This window comes from Agrobacterium sp. GW821-FHT14E08, from assembly GCF_058803865.1.
The window spans coordinates 1027020-1042283 of sequence record NZ_JBXAPJ010000001.1 but is presented as its reverse complement, the minus strand read 5'-3'; the positions used below and the strand labels follow the sequence as shown (position 1 = coordinate 1042283).

At 58.6% G+C, this 15264-nt stretch carries 18 protein-coding genes and 1 tRNA gene; 10 read left to right on the top strand and 9 right to left on the bottom strand.

Annotated elements, in window-relative coordinates; all coding sequences use genetic code 11:
* Nucleotides 1-124 precede the first annotated feature (124 nt).
* A tRNA-Leu gene (locus AC1ROR_RS05160) sits at nt 125-209 on the top strand.
* A 572-nt stretch (nt 210-781) separates the two neighbouring features.
* Nucleotides 782-1207 carry a PAS domain-containing protein gene (locus AC1ROR_RS05155; RefSeq protein ID WP_051796251.1) on the top strand — a complete coding sequence of 142 codons (426 nt, stop codon included), beginning with the start codon at nt 782-784 and terminating at the stop codon, nt 1205-1207.
* Between the two features lie 53 nt (nt 1208-1260).
* Here AC1ROR_RS05155 and AC1ROR_RS05150 read toward each other — a convergent pair whose 3' ends face one another.
* Nucleotides 1261-1428, bottom strand: a complete 168-nt coding sequence (locus AC1ROR_RS05150) for a Thivi_2564 family membrane protein (protein ID WP_003495928.1) — start codon at nt 1426-1428, stop codon at nt 1261-1263.
* A 121-nt stretch (nt 1429-1549) separates the two neighbouring features.
* On the opposite strand from AC1ROR_RS05150, the gene AC1ROR_RS05145 reads away from it, so the two are divergent.
* On the top strand, nt 1550-1978 hold the full coding sequence (locus AC1ROR_RS05145) for an OsmC family protein (protein WP_498588793.1): 429 nt from the start codon (nt 1550-1552) through the stop codon (nt 1976-1978).
* A gap of 3 nt (nt 1979-1981) precedes the next feature.
* Here AC1ROR_RS05145 and AC1ROR_RS05140 read toward each other — a convergent pair whose 3' ends face one another.
* The 3 genes from AC1ROR_RS05140 to AC1ROR_RS05130 are packed head-to-tail and all read right to left on the bottom strand — an operon-like array spanning nt 1982 to nt 5114.
* On the bottom strand, nt 1982-2476 hold the full coding sequence (locus tag AC1ROR_RS05140; RefSeq protein ID WP_498588792.1) for a peptide deformylase: 495 nt from the start codon (nt 2474-2476) through the stop codon (nt 1982-1984).
* A 17-nt stretch (nt 2477-2493) separates the two neighbouring features.
* Nucleotides 2494-2796, bottom strand: coding sequence for a hypothetical protein (locus AC1ROR_RS05135; RefSeq protein WP_080834502.1), 303 nt, complete (start codon nt 2794-2796; stop codon nt 2494-2496).
* A complete protein-coding gene (locus tag AC1ROR_RS05130) occupies nt 2796-5114 on the bottom strand; it encodes an FdhF/YdeP family oxidoreductase (protein ID WP_498588791.1) in 2319 nt (772 codons plus the stop codon). The genes AC1ROR_RS05135 and AC1ROR_RS05130 overlap by 1 nt, the downstream gene beginning before the upstream one ends.
* Nucleotides 5115-5508: 394 nt before the next feature.
* Between AC1ROR_RS05130 and mgtE the strand changes: the two genes are divergently transcribed.
* Nucleotides 5509-6936: a magnesium transporter gene (gene mgtE / locus AC1ROR_RS05125; RefSeq protein ID WP_080834498.1), complete on the top strand. Its 1428-nt coding sequence runs from the start codon at nt 5509-5511 to the stop codon at nt 6934-6936.
* Nucleotides 6937-7006: 70 nt separating this feature from the next.
* Entirely contained in the window at nt 7007-7393 is a 387-nt protein-coding gene (locus AC1ROR_RS05120; RefSeq protein WP_003495942.1) for a MerR family transcriptional regulator, read from the top strand.
* Between the two features lie 177 nt (nt 7394-7570).
* Here the strand turns inward: AC1ROR_RS05120 and AC1ROR_RS05115 are convergent, their stop codons facing one another.
* Nucleotides 7571-8536, bottom strand: coding sequence for a heparan-alpha-glucosaminide N-acetyltransferase (locus AC1ROR_RS05115; protein WP_498588790.1), 966 nt, complete (start codon nt 8534-8536; stop codon nt 7571-7573).
* 69 nt (nt 8537-8605) lie between these two features.
* Nucleotides 8606-9298: a DUF599 domain-containing protein gene (locus AC1ROR_RS05110; protein ID WP_080836649.1), complete on the bottom strand. Its 693-nt coding sequence runs from the start codon at nt 9296-9298 to the stop codon at nt 8606-8608.
* 504 nt (nt 9299-9802) lie between these two features.
* Between AC1ROR_RS05110 and cobU the strand changes: the two genes are divergently transcribed.
* The 5 genes from cobU to ccoP all read left to right on the top strand — a co-directional run bounded on the left by cobU (nt 9803) and on the right by ccoP (nt 13954).
* Nucleotides 9803-10324, top strand: coding sequence for a bifunctional adenosylcobinamide kinase/adenosylcobinamide-phosphate guanylyltransferase (gene cobU / locus AC1ROR_RS05105; protein ID WP_498588789.1), 522 nt, complete (start codon nt 9803-9805; stop codon nt 10322-10324).
* A gap of 235 nt (nt 10325-10559) precedes the next feature.
* Nucleotides 10560-12182, top strand: coding sequence for a cytochrome-c oxidase, cbb3-type subunit I (gene ccoN / locus AC1ROR_RS05100; RefSeq protein WP_498588788.1), 1623 nt, complete (start codon nt 10560-10562; stop codon nt 12180-12182).
* Nucleotides 12183-12191: 9 nt separating this feature from the next.
* Nucleotides 12192-12923, top strand: coding sequence for a cytochrome-c oxidase, cbb3-type subunit II (gene ccoO, locus AC1ROR_RS05095; protein ID WP_498588787.1), 732 nt, complete (start codon nt 12192-12194; stop codon nt 12921-12923).
* Between the two features lie 12 nt (nt 12924-12935).
* On the top strand, nt 12936-13088 hold the full coding sequence (locus tag AC1ROR_RS05090) for a CcoQ/FixQ family Cbb3-type cytochrome c oxidase assembly chaperone (protein ID WP_004441852.1): 153 nt from the start codon (nt 12936-12938) through the stop codon (nt 13086-13088).
* Nucleotides 13089-13090: 2 nt separating this feature from the next.
* Nucleotides 13091-13954, top strand: coding sequence for a cytochrome-c oxidase, cbb3-type subunit III (ccoP, locus tag AC1ROR_RS05085; RefSeq protein WP_498588786.1), 864 nt, complete (start codon nt 13091-13093; stop codon nt 13952-13954).
* 54 nt (nt 13955-14008) lie between these two features.
* Here the strand turns inward: ccoP and AC1ROR_RS05080 are convergent, their stop codons facing one another.
* The 3 genes from AC1ROR_RS05080 to AC1ROR_RS05070 are packed head-to-tail and all read right to left on the bottom strand — an operon-like array spanning nt 14009 to nt 15243.
* Entirely contained in the window at nt 14009-14455 is a 447-nt protein-coding gene (locus AC1ROR_RS05080) for a VOC family protein (protein WP_498588785.1), read from the bottom strand.
* A 16-nt stretch (nt 14456-14471) separates the two neighbouring features.
* Entirely contained in the window at nt 14472-14828 is a 357-nt protein-coding gene (locus tag AC1ROR_RS05075; protein WP_498588784.1) for a VOC family protein, read from the bottom strand.
* Nucleotides 14829-14838: 10 nt separating this feature from the next.
* Nucleotides 14839-15243, bottom strand: coding sequence for an SRPBCC family protein (locus tag AC1ROR_RS05070; RefSeq protein ID WP_498588783.1), 405 nt, complete (start codon nt 15241-15243; stop codon nt 14839-14841).
* Between the last annotated feature and the right edge of the window lie 21 nt (nt 15244-15264).

Sequence of the window (15264 nt, the reverse complement as noted above, 5' to 3'; positions counted from 1 at the left end):
CTTCCTGCATATAGGATGGTGCGGTGCGATTTTTAATTTCAAAAAACTGTCACGACGCTCTTGTGCACCGAAAATCCTTTTGCTACATGCACCCCCGTCGGCGCAAGTCGACGCCTACCACGATGCGGTCGTGGCGGAATTGGTAGACGCGCAGCGTTGAGGTCGCTGTGGGGCAACCCGTGGAAGTTCGAGTCTTCTCGACCGCACCAAAGAAACCCGCTTCGGCGGGTTTTTTCTTTTTTAGCCAATCGGTTGGCAGTAAACTTCCCAGAGCAAGAATTCCGTTGACGCCGACTATGCGTGCCGCATTTGTGTCTTTTATCCACAGACGGCTATGAGAAGTTGGGGCGGCAAATAATCGATTTGCCGCCGACCGGACGATGTTCTGACGGCCTAGCGTCGAATGATATTCGAGGCGGTGCCGTTGTCTTGATGGTTGCCGTCACCGACGCGATAAGGATCGCCATCCATGACCTGATCCATCCGCCATCCGCTTCCTCGATATGGACTTTCCCATGTCTGGCACCCAGCAAGAAAAACGGTTGCCGACAGCAGTCCAAGGGTAAGGGCGGTTCGCAGCATATTAGCCTCCTTCGAAATTTTAGCGCAAAGCTATGTAGGTGCAGGCGAACGGCTTTACGATATCTCTTCAGAATTTATCGCCGCCTGGAGGCCGTCATCCGGTCTTGGTCATCATTAAATTTCGGTGGATATCGATGCACGCTGTAGTAGGTGGGTGGTTACCCCCTACAAAAGCAAGGGGTGGAATATTAGAGGTCTGATGTTAGCTTTTGTCAGGAAAAAATGTCTGGGGGTTTTCGTGCAAGGGGACAAAACGGATTCAGACAATGCACTCGGCTATTATATGTGGAGCATTTCCGACAACAGGCTGATCATGGACGCGGTTACAGCGGAATGCCATGGATTTTCCGAAACCGTGGCGTCACGCGGTGTGACGATCGAGGATGTTCTGGAAAGAATCGATGTCGAAATGCGCGATCAGGTGGCGCAGGCGATTTTCGACAGCATTACGACGGGTGTGTTCTTCGACCAGCGCTATAAGGTCAATCTGCCTGATGGTTCCGCCCGCTGGATCGTTGCGAAGGGCAGGGCAATCTTCGATGCGGAAAACACGCCGTTCCTCGGCATCGGCAGCGTTCGCGACATCACGCTTAAAAAAACCTATCAGTTCGAACCGCGCCAATGACGCAAAAAAAGGCGGCTTTCGCCGCCTTTTTTTATGTGCGCTTTGCCGGGACATCAGAAGACGGCGAGATATTTCAGAAGCGAAATAATACCGATGATGATGACGATGATCTGCGCGATCTGTTTTGCGCCACCGCCCACGGGCAGTCGTGCGATGAGCCACAAGACAAGCACGATCACCAGGAAGGTGATCAGAATGCTGACGAGCGTAGATGTAACCATATGTCCCAGCTCCCTGTAAAATAAAGGTTCAACGATCGTTCACCGTTGTGTGAGTAAAAAGCGCCAGATAGATTTTTGTTCCATGCGATCGGTTGCGTGCGATTAAATCAGGATTATTTGAATGGTCGAAGGCGCGAAGGTGAAGGTGAGACCCATTGGCGCGACAGCCACGGTTGGGCGGCTTGGTCGACCGGTGATTTCGACAAGGACCGGCGGCGCACTTGAGATCGCGACCGGCGTCTCGGAGCCGGGCTTCAACCCGCTCGATCTTCTTTATTCGTCGCTTGCCGCATGCCTGACGCTCAGCGCCCGGATCGCGGCGAGCCGTATGGGTCTGCTGGACCATTTCGAGGGCGTCACCGTTGATGTTGCCGGTGAAAAATCTGCAGAAGAACCCTATCGGATCATCCGTTTCGATATAACGATCGAGATAACCGGGGATTTCGACGAGGCTACCCGCGCTGCAATCGCGCATTCGGCCGAGGATATCTGTACCGTCAGCAACACGCTGAAGGGCGAGGCGGAATTTGTGCTGTCGATTGCCGGCTGATCGTCACGGCTTTCGGGATTTTTCCCATTTCTTTACCAGCCGGTCGCGTTTGAGCTTCGACAGTCGCTTCAGCCAGAAGATGCCATCGAGCTGATCGATTTCGTGCTGGATGCAGATAGCGTGAAACCCCTCTGCTGCCTGACTATGTTCCATGCCCGCTGCGTCCTGAAATCTCACTTCGATCTGGGATGGTCGCTCCACCTCCTCGGTGAAATCCGGCATCGAGACGCTGCCCTCCACATGCCGCATGGTCTTTGCGGACCGGCTGAGGATCTCAGGATTGATGTAGGTGAGGACGTTTCCCGGTGTCAGTTCGAGCACGAAAACGCGCTGCCTTACGCCTATATGGGCCGCGGTGATGCCGACGCCGGGAGCGGCGCGCATCGTGTCAGTCAGGTCCGTGACCAGTTCCTGCAGATGATCGTCAAAAATAGTAACAGGCGCGCAGGTCTCGCAAAGACCCGCATGGGGGTAGGGCAGAATCGGCCTGATTGCCAAGGAATGCTCCGTTCTTTTCAATTGCGGGAAGGAGAAGCCGCAAGCGCCTGTCCTTCCGCCGTCACTTCCAGAAAGCTGCGCTGGGTGCGAGCATCGCGTTTCGTCACCCGCACGAAGCGGGGTGACAGGGCAGCGATTTCGCGCAGAACGAGAGCGTGCGCAAGCCCCAGCCGGTTTGCGATGCTGCGGCTGTCGGTGGCTATGTCTTGATGGATAGCCAGAAGGACCGCCGCACCCGTCGCGGTAATAGCAGAAGAGGCTTCTTGCTGGATCTGTTCCACAGCCGCCATGAAAGCGGCTGCGGATTGCTCTTCTTCCATCAAGAGGCGTTCGCCTTCACGGGGGCATCGGCAAGCAGGCGGACGGAGACGAGCACGGATTTCGATGTCGGCGTAAAGCTGCCATCACCATAGCTCGATAGCGGCACCAGCACGTTCAGTTCCGGATAATAGCCGCCGACGCTGCCACGCGGGATATTGTATGGCACGAGCCGGAAGTTTTCCGCGATGCGTTCCACGCCATCGCCATATTCGCCGATGACATCGACGCGCTGGCGGGAATGGGCACCGAGTGCTTCCATATCCGCAGGGTTCATGAAGATGACATGGCGCTCGCCATAAACGCCGCGATAACGGTCGTCCATGCCGTAAATCGTGGTGTTGTATTGATCGTGACTGCGGAAGGTCTGCAGCACGAAGAGATTGCCACGGCTGAGCGCCTGCTGGTGCTCGGTCTGTTCAGGCAGCGGGCCGCTATAGAAGGTGGCCTTTTTCGCAGGTGTGTTCCACCGCCGTTCGGCCGCCGTGTTGCGCAGATGAAAACCGCGCGGCACGCGGACCCGTTCGTTGAAATTGTCAAAACCGGGAATGACCCGCTCGATCATGTCGCGGATGAGATCGTAATCATCGGCAAGCGCTTTCCAGTCCACATGCGCATTGCCGAGCGTCGCTTGCGCAATGCCGGCGATAATGGCGACTTCCGAGCGGAGTTCGTCCGAGGCCGGCGGGTTGATGCCGCCTGAACCATGCACCATGCTCATGGAATCCTCGACCGTAACAATCTGCGGCCGTCCTGCCGAATTGCGGTCGATTTCCGTTCGGCCGAGACAGGGCAGTACGAAGGATGTCTCGCCCGGCACCAGATGCGAATGGTTGAGCTTGGTGGCGATATTGACCGTGAGTTTCTGCTTCTCGAAAGCCTTGATGATCAGCGGGCTGTCGGGCGTCGCCCGCAGGAAGTTGCCACCGAGCGCAATGAAGGTCTGAGCCTTGCCATCCAGCATGGCGGCGACGGCTTCCACGGTGTTGTGGCCGGGCTTGCGCGGCATGGACACGCCGAGTTCTTTCTCCAGCGCGTCGAGAAGGGCAGGCGGCGCTTTCTCGTCGATGCCGACGGTGCGGTCGCCCTGCACGTTTGAATGGCCGCGCACCGGGCAGAGACCGGCGCCGGGGCGGCCAATATTGCCGCGCAGCAACATGAAATTGGTGATTTCGCGAACGATGATGACGGAGTGCCGGTGTTGTGTGACGCCCATGGCCCAGGTGGCGATGACGGAGCCGGCATTCATGTAGATGCCGGCGGCCTCCTCGATCTGGGCGCGGGTCAGGCCGGACTGGTCGAGAATGGTTTCCCAGTCGGTCGCCTCGACAGCGGCGCGATAGGCCTCGAATTCCACCGCATGTTCGGCGATGAAGTCGTAGTCGATGATCGCGGGTTCACCAGCCGCCCTTGCGGCATCGTCGGCGGCGAAGACAGCCTTGCTCATGCCGCGCACGGCGGCCATATCACCACCCTGCCGCGGCTGGTAATAATTGGTGGCGATCCTCGTGTTGCCGCCGGTGATCATCTCGATCTTGTCCTGCGGATCGGCGAAGCGCTCCAGGCCCTTTTCGCGGATCGGGTTGAAGACGGCGATCCTTGCGCCGCGAAGGGCGGCGCGGCGCAGGTCGCCCAGCATGCGGGGATGGTTGGTGCCGGGGTTCTGGCCGATCACGAAGATGGCGTCCGCCTGTTCGAAATCCTCAAGCAGAACCGTGCCCTTGCCGACGCCGATCGACGCTTTCAGGCCGACGCCGCTTGCCTCGTGGCACATGTTGGAACAGTCGGGGAAATTATTGGTGCCATAGAGCCGTACCATCAACTGATAGATGAAGGCGGCCTCGTTGGAGGCGCGGCCGGAGGTGTAGAATTCCGCCCGGTCCGGGCTGTCGAGGTCGTTCAATATCCTGCCGATTTCAGCAAAGGCATCGTCCCAGGATACCGGCAGATATTTGTCTGTCGCCCGGTCGTAGCGCATGGGGTGGGTAAGGCGGCCCTGTTTTTCCAGATCGTAGTCGGACCAGCCGCGCAGTTCGGATAGGCTATGGGCGGCAAAGAAATCCGGCGGCACGCGGGCTTCCGTCGCTTCCCAGGCGACTGCCTTGACGCCATTTTCGCAAAATTCGAAGGATGAGCCGTGTTGGGGATCGCCCCAGGCGCAGCCGGGACAGTCGAAACCATCCGGCTGGTTCGTCTTCAGCAGCGTGCGTGCGCCGGAAATCGGCGCGCCTGTTTCCAGAAGCCGTTTGCCGACGCTTTTAAGCGCACCCCAGCCACCTGCGGCGGAGGAGGCCTTGCCGATGAAATCCGTCTTGCTCATTGCTTTGGCTTTCCCAAAATATGCGTTCCCGGCCATGTGGTCGCTGCGGCCGATCCTATGTAAAAAAGCTGTTTCAGAATCGCCTATGGACGACATATGTCAATCTCTATCTTGGCGTTGCCTGGAGTGAGAAAGGGTCTGTCCGGGCTGTTCCTGCGGAACGGCAGGGGTGCGGCGCGCGTTGAGAGAATTGCGGCGCCATGCAGCCCTGACGCGTCGTGAAGGGGCGCTGCGTCCTTAAATCGCGGACTCTCAAAGCGGCGGTTCATGACATTTGCGTCGCAGTTGGGAGGCTTGTTGTTTTCCGCCTATCCGGTTGTTGACAATATACTTTTTAACGCCATTCTGCCTGCGCATTCGTGCACTGCGGCATTTGAATACAAGAGGACGCCAGATGACAGACCGTAACGACGATCTTGTCGCGCCCGAGGAGTTGAGGCCGGCAGAGGCACTTTCCGATATCTACGCCGAAGACGGGTCTGTCCGTTCGGATTTTCTGGCGATGGTGGGGGCGGCTATTGCCGACCGAGACCTGCTGTTCCTGCGCAAGAATGTGGCGCGGCTGCACGAGTCGGAACTTGGCGACGTGCTCGAATCCATCCTGCCGGAGCAACGCCATGCCCTGGTGCGGCTGCTTGGCTCCGATTTCGACATGACGGCGCTGACCGAGGTGGATGAAGGTATCCGTCTCGATATCGTCGACCAGATGTCGAATGAGCAGATCGCTGCCGGTATCGGCGAGCTGGATTCGGACGACGCGGTCTATATTCTCGAAGACCTCGACGACGAGGACCGCGAAGACATTCTCTCGCAGCTGCCGTTCACCGAACGGGTGCGGTTGATGCGGGCGCTGGATTATCCGGAAAGCTCGGCCGGACGTCGCATGCAGACGGAATTCGTCGCCGTGCCGCCGTTCTGGACCGTGGGGCAGACCATCGACTATCTGCGCGAAGAGGAGGAACTGCCCGACTCCTTCACGCAGATATTCGTCATCGACCCCACCTTCAAGCTGGTGGGCGCACTCGATCTCGACAAGGTGCTGCGCGCCAAGCGTCAGGTGAAGATCGAAACGATCATGCATGAGACGAACCACTCCATTCCTGCCGAAATGGATCAGGAAGAGGCGGCGCAGCTTTTCGAGCAATACGACCTTCTTTCCGCAGCCGTGGTTGACAATAACGGCCGGCTTGTCGGCGTACTCACCATCGATGACGTGGTCGACGTTATCCAGGAAGAGGCCGAGGAGGACTTGCTGCGCCTTGGGGGTGTGGGTGACGAAGAACTGTCGGACAGTATCGCCAGCACGTCGCGCTCGCGCGTGCCATGGCTTGCCGTCAACCTCATCACGGCATTTCTGTCCGCCTCGGTCATCAGCCTGTTTGATGCGACCATCCAACAGATTGTCGCGCTGGCGATTCTGATGCCGGCGGTCGCGGGCATGGGTGGCAATGCCGGATCACAGACCATGACCGTATCCGTGCGGGCGCTGGCGACCAAAAGCCTCGATATTCACAACGCAGCCCGTATTATCCGTCGTGAGGCGGGTGTCGGCATCCTGAATGGCATGCTGTTCGGCTGCGCCATCGGCGTTGTTGCCGGCATCTGGTTTCAGGATGTTCACATCGGCGGCATCATCGCCACCGCCATGTGTCTCAACATGCTGGCGGCGGCGCTGGCAGGCATTCTCATTCCGCTGGTTCTTGACAAGTTCGGGGCGGACCCGGCCGTCTCTTCGGCGGTCTTTGTCACAGCGGTGACGGATATTGTCGGCTTTTTCGCTTTTCTGGGTATTGCGACCTGGTGGTATGGTATTTCCGGCTAGGCGCGGCGGGAAAAATTGACTTTTACGTGAAGGTCAAATAATATTATCCGGTTATGAATCGGATAGGCCCTTGGACAAGTATTATAGCATAACCGAACTGACACGCGAATTCGGTGTTTCCACCCGCACCTTGCGATTTTACGAGGACGAGGGGCTGATTCACCCTGAGCGTCGCGGGCGCACGAGGCTTTTCAGGGCCGCGGACAGGCGTCTCATTCAGGAAATCCTGCGCGGCCGCCGTATCGGCTTCACGATTTCTGAAATCCGCGAGATTATTCACGTTTACAAGGAGCCCCCGGGCGAATCGGGCCAGCTGGTGCTTCTGATGAAGAAGGTCGATGAAAAGCGTGCCGATCTCCGGCAGAAACGCAAGGATATCGAGGAGACGCTGGCCGAACTCGACAATGTCGAGGAAGCCTGTCTGACACGGCTTGCCGAAATCGGCGTCGGGACTTGAACGAGGCCCCTGCCGGTCGCGCTTAAGGCGCGCTTTTAGAGGTCGAGACCTCTCCTTCGTCACCCTCGGGCTTGACCCGAGGGTCTACAGCGACGTCAATGGATCCTCGGGTCAAGCCCGAGGATGACGTGGAGTGTGGGACAACACGCTGTTCCTCTATGAACCGGCAACTTTTTCCTACTGCGCCTCAACCGTGCACTGCTGTGCCACTTCGCCAACCTTGGTCTGCTGATCGGCGCTGAGCTTGCCTTCCATCATCGTGTCGAACAGGTTTTCCGCCTGCAGCTTTTCCAGTGTGCAGCCGCAGAAACGCTGGCACAATTCCAGCCCGTTCGGCTGCTCGACACAGCTTTTTTCGCAGCTCGATTTGTAAAGCTCGACCTGATCGACCGGTGGTGGAGGGGCCACCTGTGACAGGACGTAGACAAGGCCGATCAGCACCGGCTGGTGAATGAGGTAGAAGGCGAGGCTGTGACGGCCGGCGCTTGCTATCAGATTGCGCGGCGAGCTTGGACTGCGAAAACGGTCCAGCCAGTCGCGTGGCGTGACGAATTGCGAAACCGCGAGCCCGGCAAGAAAGGGTGCAAGCCACGGCAGGAGCGGCACATAGTCGTTCGAACGCGGCGGCATGGTGGAAAAGCCTATCCAGGCCAGCCACTTGCTGTTGAACAGGTCGGATTGAACATAGTGCGGCAGCGCAAAGGCAATCACTGCGAAAAGCAGCGCTACAGGCGCGGGTGCGCGCAGAAACAGCAGGCCCACGAGGCTTGCGGCGGCGATATTGTGCAGGATGCCGAAAAAGATGAAGCTGTCGGGAAAGGCGAAATACGTGGCGATGGTGATGAGTAGTGCCGAGCCGGCCACCATCGCAAAACGCTTGCCGAAGGACGGCCAGTTCAAGCCTTTGCCATGGGCAAGAAACAGGCTGAAACCGGCCAGAAACAGGAACGAGCTTGCAATGCCGCGCGCATAGAGCTTCCAGAGGCCCGTGGTCGCCGTGCCGGGTTCGAGATAGCCGAAATATTCGAGGTTCCACGTGAAGTGGTAGGATGCCATGGCGATGAGCGCCAGCCCGCGCAATGTATCGAGACCGCCGATGCGGCCTTTGCGGCGGTTTTCGTTTGCGGCTGTGTCTGTGTCCATGGTTTCCGCTTTTTCAGCTTTTAGGAGGGCCAATATTCACTCGGGCTTGGCCCTTGAAGTGCGGCTATTTCAAGGCCTGTTCTCTTCCATGATGGCGCGCCGCGCCTCGGAAAAGAACTGGCGGCGCAACAGCGCCACGATGATGGTGACGGTGCTGGCGATGAAGACATAGGGGCTGATGAACCAGCCGAGATAACCGATGGACAGAAAGATGGTGCGCAGGCCGTCATTGAAATTCTTAGCAGCGATGATGTTCATCTTTATGACGTTTTCGGCCGCTCTCTCCGCCGCCTCGCGGTCGGAGTTGACGTCGTGGACCATGGGAATGGCGCCGAACAGGATCGTGCAATAGTTGAACAGGCGGTAGGACCAGCCGAATTTGAAGAAGGAATAACCGAACAGGCAGGTCAGCCCGATAACCTTCAGCTCGAAGGCCGTGCGTCCGGCATAATGCACGAAAGGCATGTCGCGAAACACCGATTCGACCTGCTCGGTCGCGCCCAGAAGCGCGAAACAGCCGCCGATGGCGAAGATGGAGGTGGAGGCGAAAAAGGCGGTGCCGTTCTGAAGGCCGGCCATGATCTGCGTGTCGATCATCTTCAGGTCGCGCTTGAGCGAATTCATGATCCACTCGCGCCGGCGCTCGGCCATGGCCTGATTGAGGCTGGTTCGCGAAAACAGCGTCCTGCCTGTCGTGACATGCGTGTAGGCAGCCCATAACACGATGAAAACGACGATCGATATATAGTCCATGATGGTCATCACGGGCAGGCCACCTTGCTGTTTGCGAATCTTCGAAAGCATATTGATTTGAAGGCCATGCCAAGGCAATGGCAGCGGCCTCCGTCAGCCGATATTCTGCCGCGGCGTTGCAGCCTGATCATTTTATTTTCTGCTAACGTTCCGGTAACCAAGTGGCTTTATCAATCCTCTCGCGGACAGCAGGTCTGCCGGTTCCGGGTAAGGTTTTGCGTACCGGTTCCGCTTTGATTTTCCGGCCATATCGCGTGCCGATTGACAGGGCCGCCTTTCGCACCTAGCCTTTTATCAGGACCGGTGTTTCCGGCGCCCGGAGTTGCCAGGACTTTGATATGATCCGCATCCTGCGGACAGGTTTTGATCTCTCCGGCCCGGTATCAGCGGCAGTCCGGCATGAGCAACCGGGGGACGCCTTTTTCTACGAATCGTTCCCTTCATGTCCGCCTGTCCCTGGCTTGCGACATCGCAAAGATACCGGTCCGCTCCATTCTCTCTTTCAGGTTTCCCATGACAGATAAAAACTGCTCCGTTTTCATTCTTGGCGGTGCGCGCTCGGGCAAGTCCCGTTTCGCCGAAGAGCTTGCGGGGAATGCCGGCGGCCATCTGCATTATCTGGCCACCGGCCGGGCATGGGACGATGAAATGCGCGATCGCATCGATCACCATCAGGCGCGGCGCGGCGGGGGATGGACAACCCATGAGGCGCCCGTGGATATCGCCGCCGTGCTTGCCCGACTTGACGGGCCGGACAATGTCATCCTCATCGACTGCCTGACATTGTGGCTCACCAATCTGATGATGGAAAATGCCGATATTGAGGTCGGTTTTGCCGCGCTTGAGGCGGCGATCACATCCACCAGGGCGAAACTCATTCTCGTCTCCAACGAGGTCGGTCTCGGCATCGTGCCGGAGAACCGCATGGCGCGGGAATTTCGCGATCATGCGGGGCGGCTGCACCAGCGCGTCGCCGCCATTGCCGGCGAGGTCTATTTCGTCGCTGCGGGTCTGCCATTGAAGATGAAGGGCTGATGCCGCCCGCCTCTTAAGCCGGAACCGTTTCGGAACCCGGCCATTTTGTTCTGACATCGTTTGTGCATGAACGCAGCGTTTTTCCCCGCTGCGACAGCTTTGCTTTCTTGATCTGAATCAAGGTGGCTTCCCCACGCCGGTGGCAATGCTCCAACCGACGCAAAGGCCCGTTTCCGCTTAGTCAAGCGCGCGCCGTGCCTTTCGTCGGTCGCTTGCACGTTGGGGGAAACCAACAATGAATTACACGTTAGAAACCGCGATCGTGGCCCTGGGGGCCTTTCTCGCGTTGCTCGGGGCAGCCTTTGCCCATGACAGTCTTTTTGCCGCCCATATGTGGGTGCTGTTCTTTACGCTTCTGGTCAGCACGGTGCTTCTGCTGCGCCGCGTGTCCTTCGCGCCTGTCGATCAGGCCGCGCGCGCGCGCCTCAAATCGCAATATTTCGACGAGGTGGTGAAATACGGCGTCATCGCCACGGTGTTCTGGGGGGTCGTCGGTTTTCTGGTTGGTGTCGTCGTGGCGCTTCAGCTCGCCTTTCCCGATCTCAACATCGCGCCCTATTTCAATTTCGGCCGCGTACGGCCCCTGCACACCTCTGCGGTGATCTTCGCTTTCGGGGGAAATGCGCTGATCGCCACATCCTTCTACGTGGTGCAGAGAACCTGTCGCGCGCGTCTGTTCGGCGGCAATCTCGGCTGGTTCGTGTTCTGGGGCTACAATCTTTTCATCATCATGGCCGCCACCGGCTATCTCCTGGGCATTACGCAGGGCCGTGAATATGCCGAGCCGGAATGGTATGTGGATATCTGGCTGACCATCGTCTGGGTCGCCTATCTCGTCACCTTCCTCGGCACGATCCTGACGCGCAAGGAGCCGCATATCTATGTGGCGAACTGGTTCTATCTTAGCTTCATCGTCACCATCGCCATGCTGCACATCGTCAACAATCTGGCGATTCCGGTTTCCTTCCTCGGCGTCAAGAGCTACTCGGCCTTCTCGGGCGTGCAGGATGCGCTGACACAATGGTGGTACGGCCATAACGCCGTCGGCTTTTTCCTGACGGCCGGCTTCCTCGGCATGATGTATTATTTCATTCCGAAGCAGGTGAACCGCCCGGTCTATTCCTACCGCCTGTCGATCATCCACTTCTGGGCGCTGATCTTCATGTATATCTGGGCCGGCCCGCACCACCTGCATTATACGGCGCTGCCGGACTGGGCGCAGACGCTGGGCATGGTGTTCTCGATCATGCTGTGGATGCCCTCATGGGGTGGCATGATCAACGGTCTGATGACGCTTTCGGGCGCCTGGGACAAGATCCGCACCGATCCCATCGTGCGCATGATGGTGATGGCGGTGGCCTTCTACGGCATGGCCACCTTCGAAGGGCCGATGATGTCGATCAAGGCCGTCAATTCGCTCAGCCATTATACCGACTGGACCATCGGCCATGTGCATTCGGGTGCACTCGGCTGGAACGGCATGATCACCTTCGGTGCGATCTATTACCTGACGCCGAAACTGTGGGGCAGGGAGCGTCTCTACAGCCTGCAGCTCGTCAACTGGCATTTCTGGCTCGCCACGATCGGCATCGTCATCTACGCCGCCGTCATGTGGGTGGCCGGCATCCAGCAGGCGCTGATGTGGCGCGAATACGATACCCAGGGCTTCCTCGTCTATTCCTTCGCGGAATCGGTCGCAGCGCTGTTCCCCTATTACGTGATGCGCGCATTGGGCGGCCTGATGTTCCTCAGCGGCGCGCTGATCATGGCCTACAACGTCACCATGACCATCCTCGGTCATCAACGCGAGGAGGGCGCCAGCAAGGGCGCGGCTCCTTCGCTGCAGCCTGCTGAATAGGAGGGGCCGATGTCCATACTCGACAAACACGGCGTCATCGAACGTAACGCCACCCTGCTTCTGGTCGGCTCGCTGCTTGTGGTCTCGATCGGCGGTATCGTGGAAATCGCACCGCTCTTCTATCTCGAAAACACCATCGAGAAGGTGGAGGGCATGCGGCCCTACACGCCGCTGGAACTGGCCGGGCGCAACATCTACATCCGCGAGGGTTGTTATGTCTGCCACAGCCAGATGATCCGTCCGTTCCGCGATGAGGTGGAGCGTTACGGGCATTACAGCCTGGCGGCGGAATCCATGTACGACCATCCGTTCCAGTGGGGCTCCAAGCGCACCGGGCCGGACCTCGCGCGCGTCGGCGACCGTTATTCGAACGAGTGGCATGTGCAGCATCTCGCCGATCCACGCTCGGTCGTGCCGGAATCGATCATGCCGTCCTACGCTTTCCTGAAGACGACGGCACTCAAGGTGACGGATGTCGACATGGAGCTGAAGGCAAACCGCGCGGTCGGCGTGCCCTATAGTGACGATATGATCGAAAAGGCGGGCGCCGACATGAAGGCGCAGGCTGACCCGAATGCCGATACGAGCGAGCTTCTGGCGCGCTACCCGAAGGCGAAGGTCGGCGATTTCGATGGCGATCCGGCAAAGCTTACCGAAATGGATGCTCTGGTCGCTTATCTGCAAATGCTCGGCACGCTGGCCGATTTCTCGACCTATGACGATGCCGCCGGATATCGGTGAGGAGGCGAAACGATGGAAACCTACACAGCCATGCGCCACTTCGCCGATAGCTGGGGTCTGCTTGCCATGACCCTGTTTTTTGCCGGCGTCGTCATCTTCACACTTCGCCCCGGTTCGAAAAGGGCCGCGGACGATGCGGCCAGCATTCCGCTCAGGGAGGACTGAACATGTCCGAAAAACACATCGATAAAATCAGCGGCGTCGAAACCACCGGCCATGAGTGGGACGGTATTCGGGAGTTGAACAACCCCATGCCGCGCTGGTGGGTATGGACCTTCTACTTCACGATCCTCTGGGCTATCGGCTACACCATTGCCTATCCGGCATGGCCGCTGATCTCAGGCGCGACACAGGGCCTCCTCGGCTGGAACAGCCGCGGCGAGATCGCTGCCGATTTGGCCGCTGCAAAACAGTCGCAGAGCGCTTTTGTGGACAAGATCGCCAGTTCGTCGCTCGCCGACATCCAGGCAGACCCGACGCTGAGGCAATTTGCCCTTTCCGGCGGTGCAGCCGCTTTCAAGGTCAATTGCATCCAGTGTCACGGTTCGGGTGCTGAAGGCGGGCAGGGTTATCCGAACCTCAATGACGACGACTGGATGTGGGGCGGCAGCGTCGACGACATCTACACGACGGTGAAGCACGGCATCCGTTTTGCCGATGATCCTGACACCCGTATATCGGAAATGCCGGCTTTCGGCGACATTCTGAAATCGGATGAAATCCGCGAGGTTGCGGCCTATGTCACCAGTCTGACGGGAACGCCTTCCAATCCGGCGCTTGTCGAACCCGGCAAGCAGCTCTTTGCCGATAATTGCGCCTCGTGCCACGGCGAAGACGCCAAGGGCAACCGCGAGTTCGGCGCGCCCAATCTGGCCGATGCGATCTGGCTGAAGGCCCATGGCGAAGAAGGTATCGTTGCGCAGATCCGCTCGCCGAAACACGGGGTGATGCCTGCCTGGGGCGAACGCCTTGGCGATACGACGGTCAAGCAGCTGGCCATCTTCGTGCACTCGCTGGGTGGCGGCGAGTGAAGCATTCGAAATGTAGAGAAGGGCGCCGCTGAGGCGCCCTTTTTATTTTTCCGATCAGGTGTTTTCGGCCCGTCCATCCGGATATTCGGCGGGTCCCTTCAACTCGATCTTGTTGCCGAAGGGATCACGGAAGTAGAACGAGTGTCCCATCCCCCTCGCGCCGCCGTGAAAGGCTTCCTGTTCGATCGTGACCTTGAATTTTGCCAGATGTGCGCGAAGCGCATCATGGTTCAGAGGACCGGTCGCAATGCAGATGTGATCGACATTCCGTCCTCCGGCGACGGGCGGAGCAGCCTTTGTGCCACCGGGATGCGTGACATCCCACAGTACGATCAAGGCATTTCCGCACCAGACCTGTTCCATCCCGAGAGCAGGGTAAGAGTAACCACCCCTGCACCCCAGCACGTTCCGGTAAAAATCGAGTGCCCGCGTCATGTCGTCGACGATGAAGACGATATGATCGATACCGACCAACGAAAAAGGCGGCGTTGTCAAAGTCATGGCGGATTCCTGCCGATCAGTTTTTCGACCAGACGGCCAGTTCGTATCCATCCGGATCGGTGAAATGGAAACGCCGGCCGCCGGGAAAGGCGAAGGTCGCGACGCTGATCTGGCCGCCGGCGGCTTCGACACGCCGCTGCACATTCTCGATATCGGCGGCGTAGAGAATGACGAGCGGTCCGCCCTTGGCCGAGACCGGCGCCGTGGTGGTGAAACCGCCGGTCAGCCGGCCATCGGAAAACTCGCAATATTGCGGACCGTAATCCTTGAAGGACCAGCCGAAGGCGCCGCCGTAAAATTCCTTGCTGCGTTCGATATCGGCGACGTTGAATTCGACATAGTCGATCTGCCGGTCGTTCGTATTCGTGGTCATGCTTCCTCCATCAATCCTTTTCGAGCAGCGCCTTCAGCGTTTCGAGATCGGCCGTGACCGCTCTTGCATCCTGCTCGAAATCCTCGTCCGTCATGCCCTGAAGGCGAAGCAGGGTGAAACTCACCTCCGTGCCGCTGCCGTTCGGCGTTACCCGTAGCGCGTTATAAACCTTCACGCCATCCGGCAAGGTCACGACATGGTCGATGACGCCGAACTCGTTTGTGGGCGCGAAATTGACGCGCACCTCGCCAAGCGGCCCGCCCTCGGCGATCCAGTCTTCGCCGTCAGGCTTCAGCCCACCGCCAAGACCTGCCGCCCAGTGCGGCATATTCTGCGGGTCGGAGGCGAAGTCGTAGACCTGGCTCCAGGGTTTTTCGATCGACAGATGAATGATTCTCGACTGCATGACAGGCATTTCATCCTCCCTTGGCGGCGC

Excerpts from the sequence above, each read along its gene's own strand:
- AC1ROR_RS05075 (WP_498588784.1), bottom strand. The coding sequence starts at position 14,828 with ATGACCACGAATACGAACGACCGGCAGATCGACTATGTCGAATTCAAC.
- AC1ROR_RS05145 (WP_498588793.1), top strand. The coding sequence starts at position 1,550 with ATGGTCGAAGGCGCGAAGGTGAAGGTGAGACCCATTGGCGCGACAGCC.
- AC1ROR_RS05110 (WP_080836649.1), bottom strand. The coding sequence starts at position 9,298 with ATGACCATCATGGACTATATATCGATCGTCGTTTTCATCGTGTTATGG.
- AC1ROR_RS05155 (WP_051796251.1), top strand. The coding sequence starts at position 782 with ATGTTAGCTTTTGTCAGGAAAAAATGTCTGGGGGTTTTCGTGCAAGGG.
- cobU (WP_498588789.1), top strand. The coding sequence starts at position 9,803 with ATGACAGATAAAAACTGCTCCGTTTTCATTCTTGGCGGTGCGCGCTCG.
- AC1ROR_RS05080 (WP_498588785.1), bottom strand. The coding sequence starts at position 14,455 with ATGACTTTGACAACGCCGCCTTTTTCGTTGGTCGGTATCGATCATATC.
- AC1ROR_RS05130 (WP_498588791.1), bottom strand. The coding sequence starts at position 5,114 with ATGAGCAAGACGGATTTCATCGGCAAGGCCTCCTCCGCCGCAGGTGGC.
- AC1ROR_RS05115 (WP_498588790.1), bottom strand. The coding sequence starts at position 8,536 with ATGGACACAGACACAGCCGCAAACGAAAACCGCCGCAAAGGCCGCATC.
- ccoN (WP_498588788.1), top strand. The coding sequence starts at position 10,560 with ATGAATTACACGTTAGAAACCGCGATCGTGGCCCTGGGGGCCTTTCTC.
- ccoP (WP_498588786.1), top strand. The coding sequence starts at position 13,091 with ATGTCCGAAAAACACATCGATAAAATCAGCGGCGTCGAAACCACCGGC.
- AC1ROR_RS05150 (WP_003495928.1), bottom strand. The coding sequence starts at position 1,428 with ATGGTTACATCTACGCTCGTCAGCATTCTGATCACCTTCCTGGTGATC.
- AC1ROR_RS05090 (WP_004441852.1), top strand. The coding sequence starts at position 12,936 with ATGGAAACCTACACAGCCATGCGCCACTTCGCCGATAGCTGGGGTCTG.
- ccoO (WP_498588787.1), top strand. The coding sequence starts at position 12,192 with ATGTCCATACTCGACAAACACGGCGTCATCGAACGTAACGCCACCCTG.
- mgtE (WP_080834498.1), top strand. The coding sequence starts at position 5,509 with ATGACAGACCGTAACGACGATCTTGTCGCGCCCGAGGAGTTGAGGCCG.
- AC1ROR_RS05135 (WP_080834502.1), bottom strand. The coding sequence starts at position 2,796 with ATGGAAGAAGAGCAATCCGCAGCCGCTTTCATGGCGGCTGTGGAACAG.
- AC1ROR_RS05070 (WP_498588783.1), bottom strand. The coding sequence starts at position 15,243 with ATGCCTGTCATGCAGTCGAGAATCATTCATCTGTCGATCGAAAAACCC.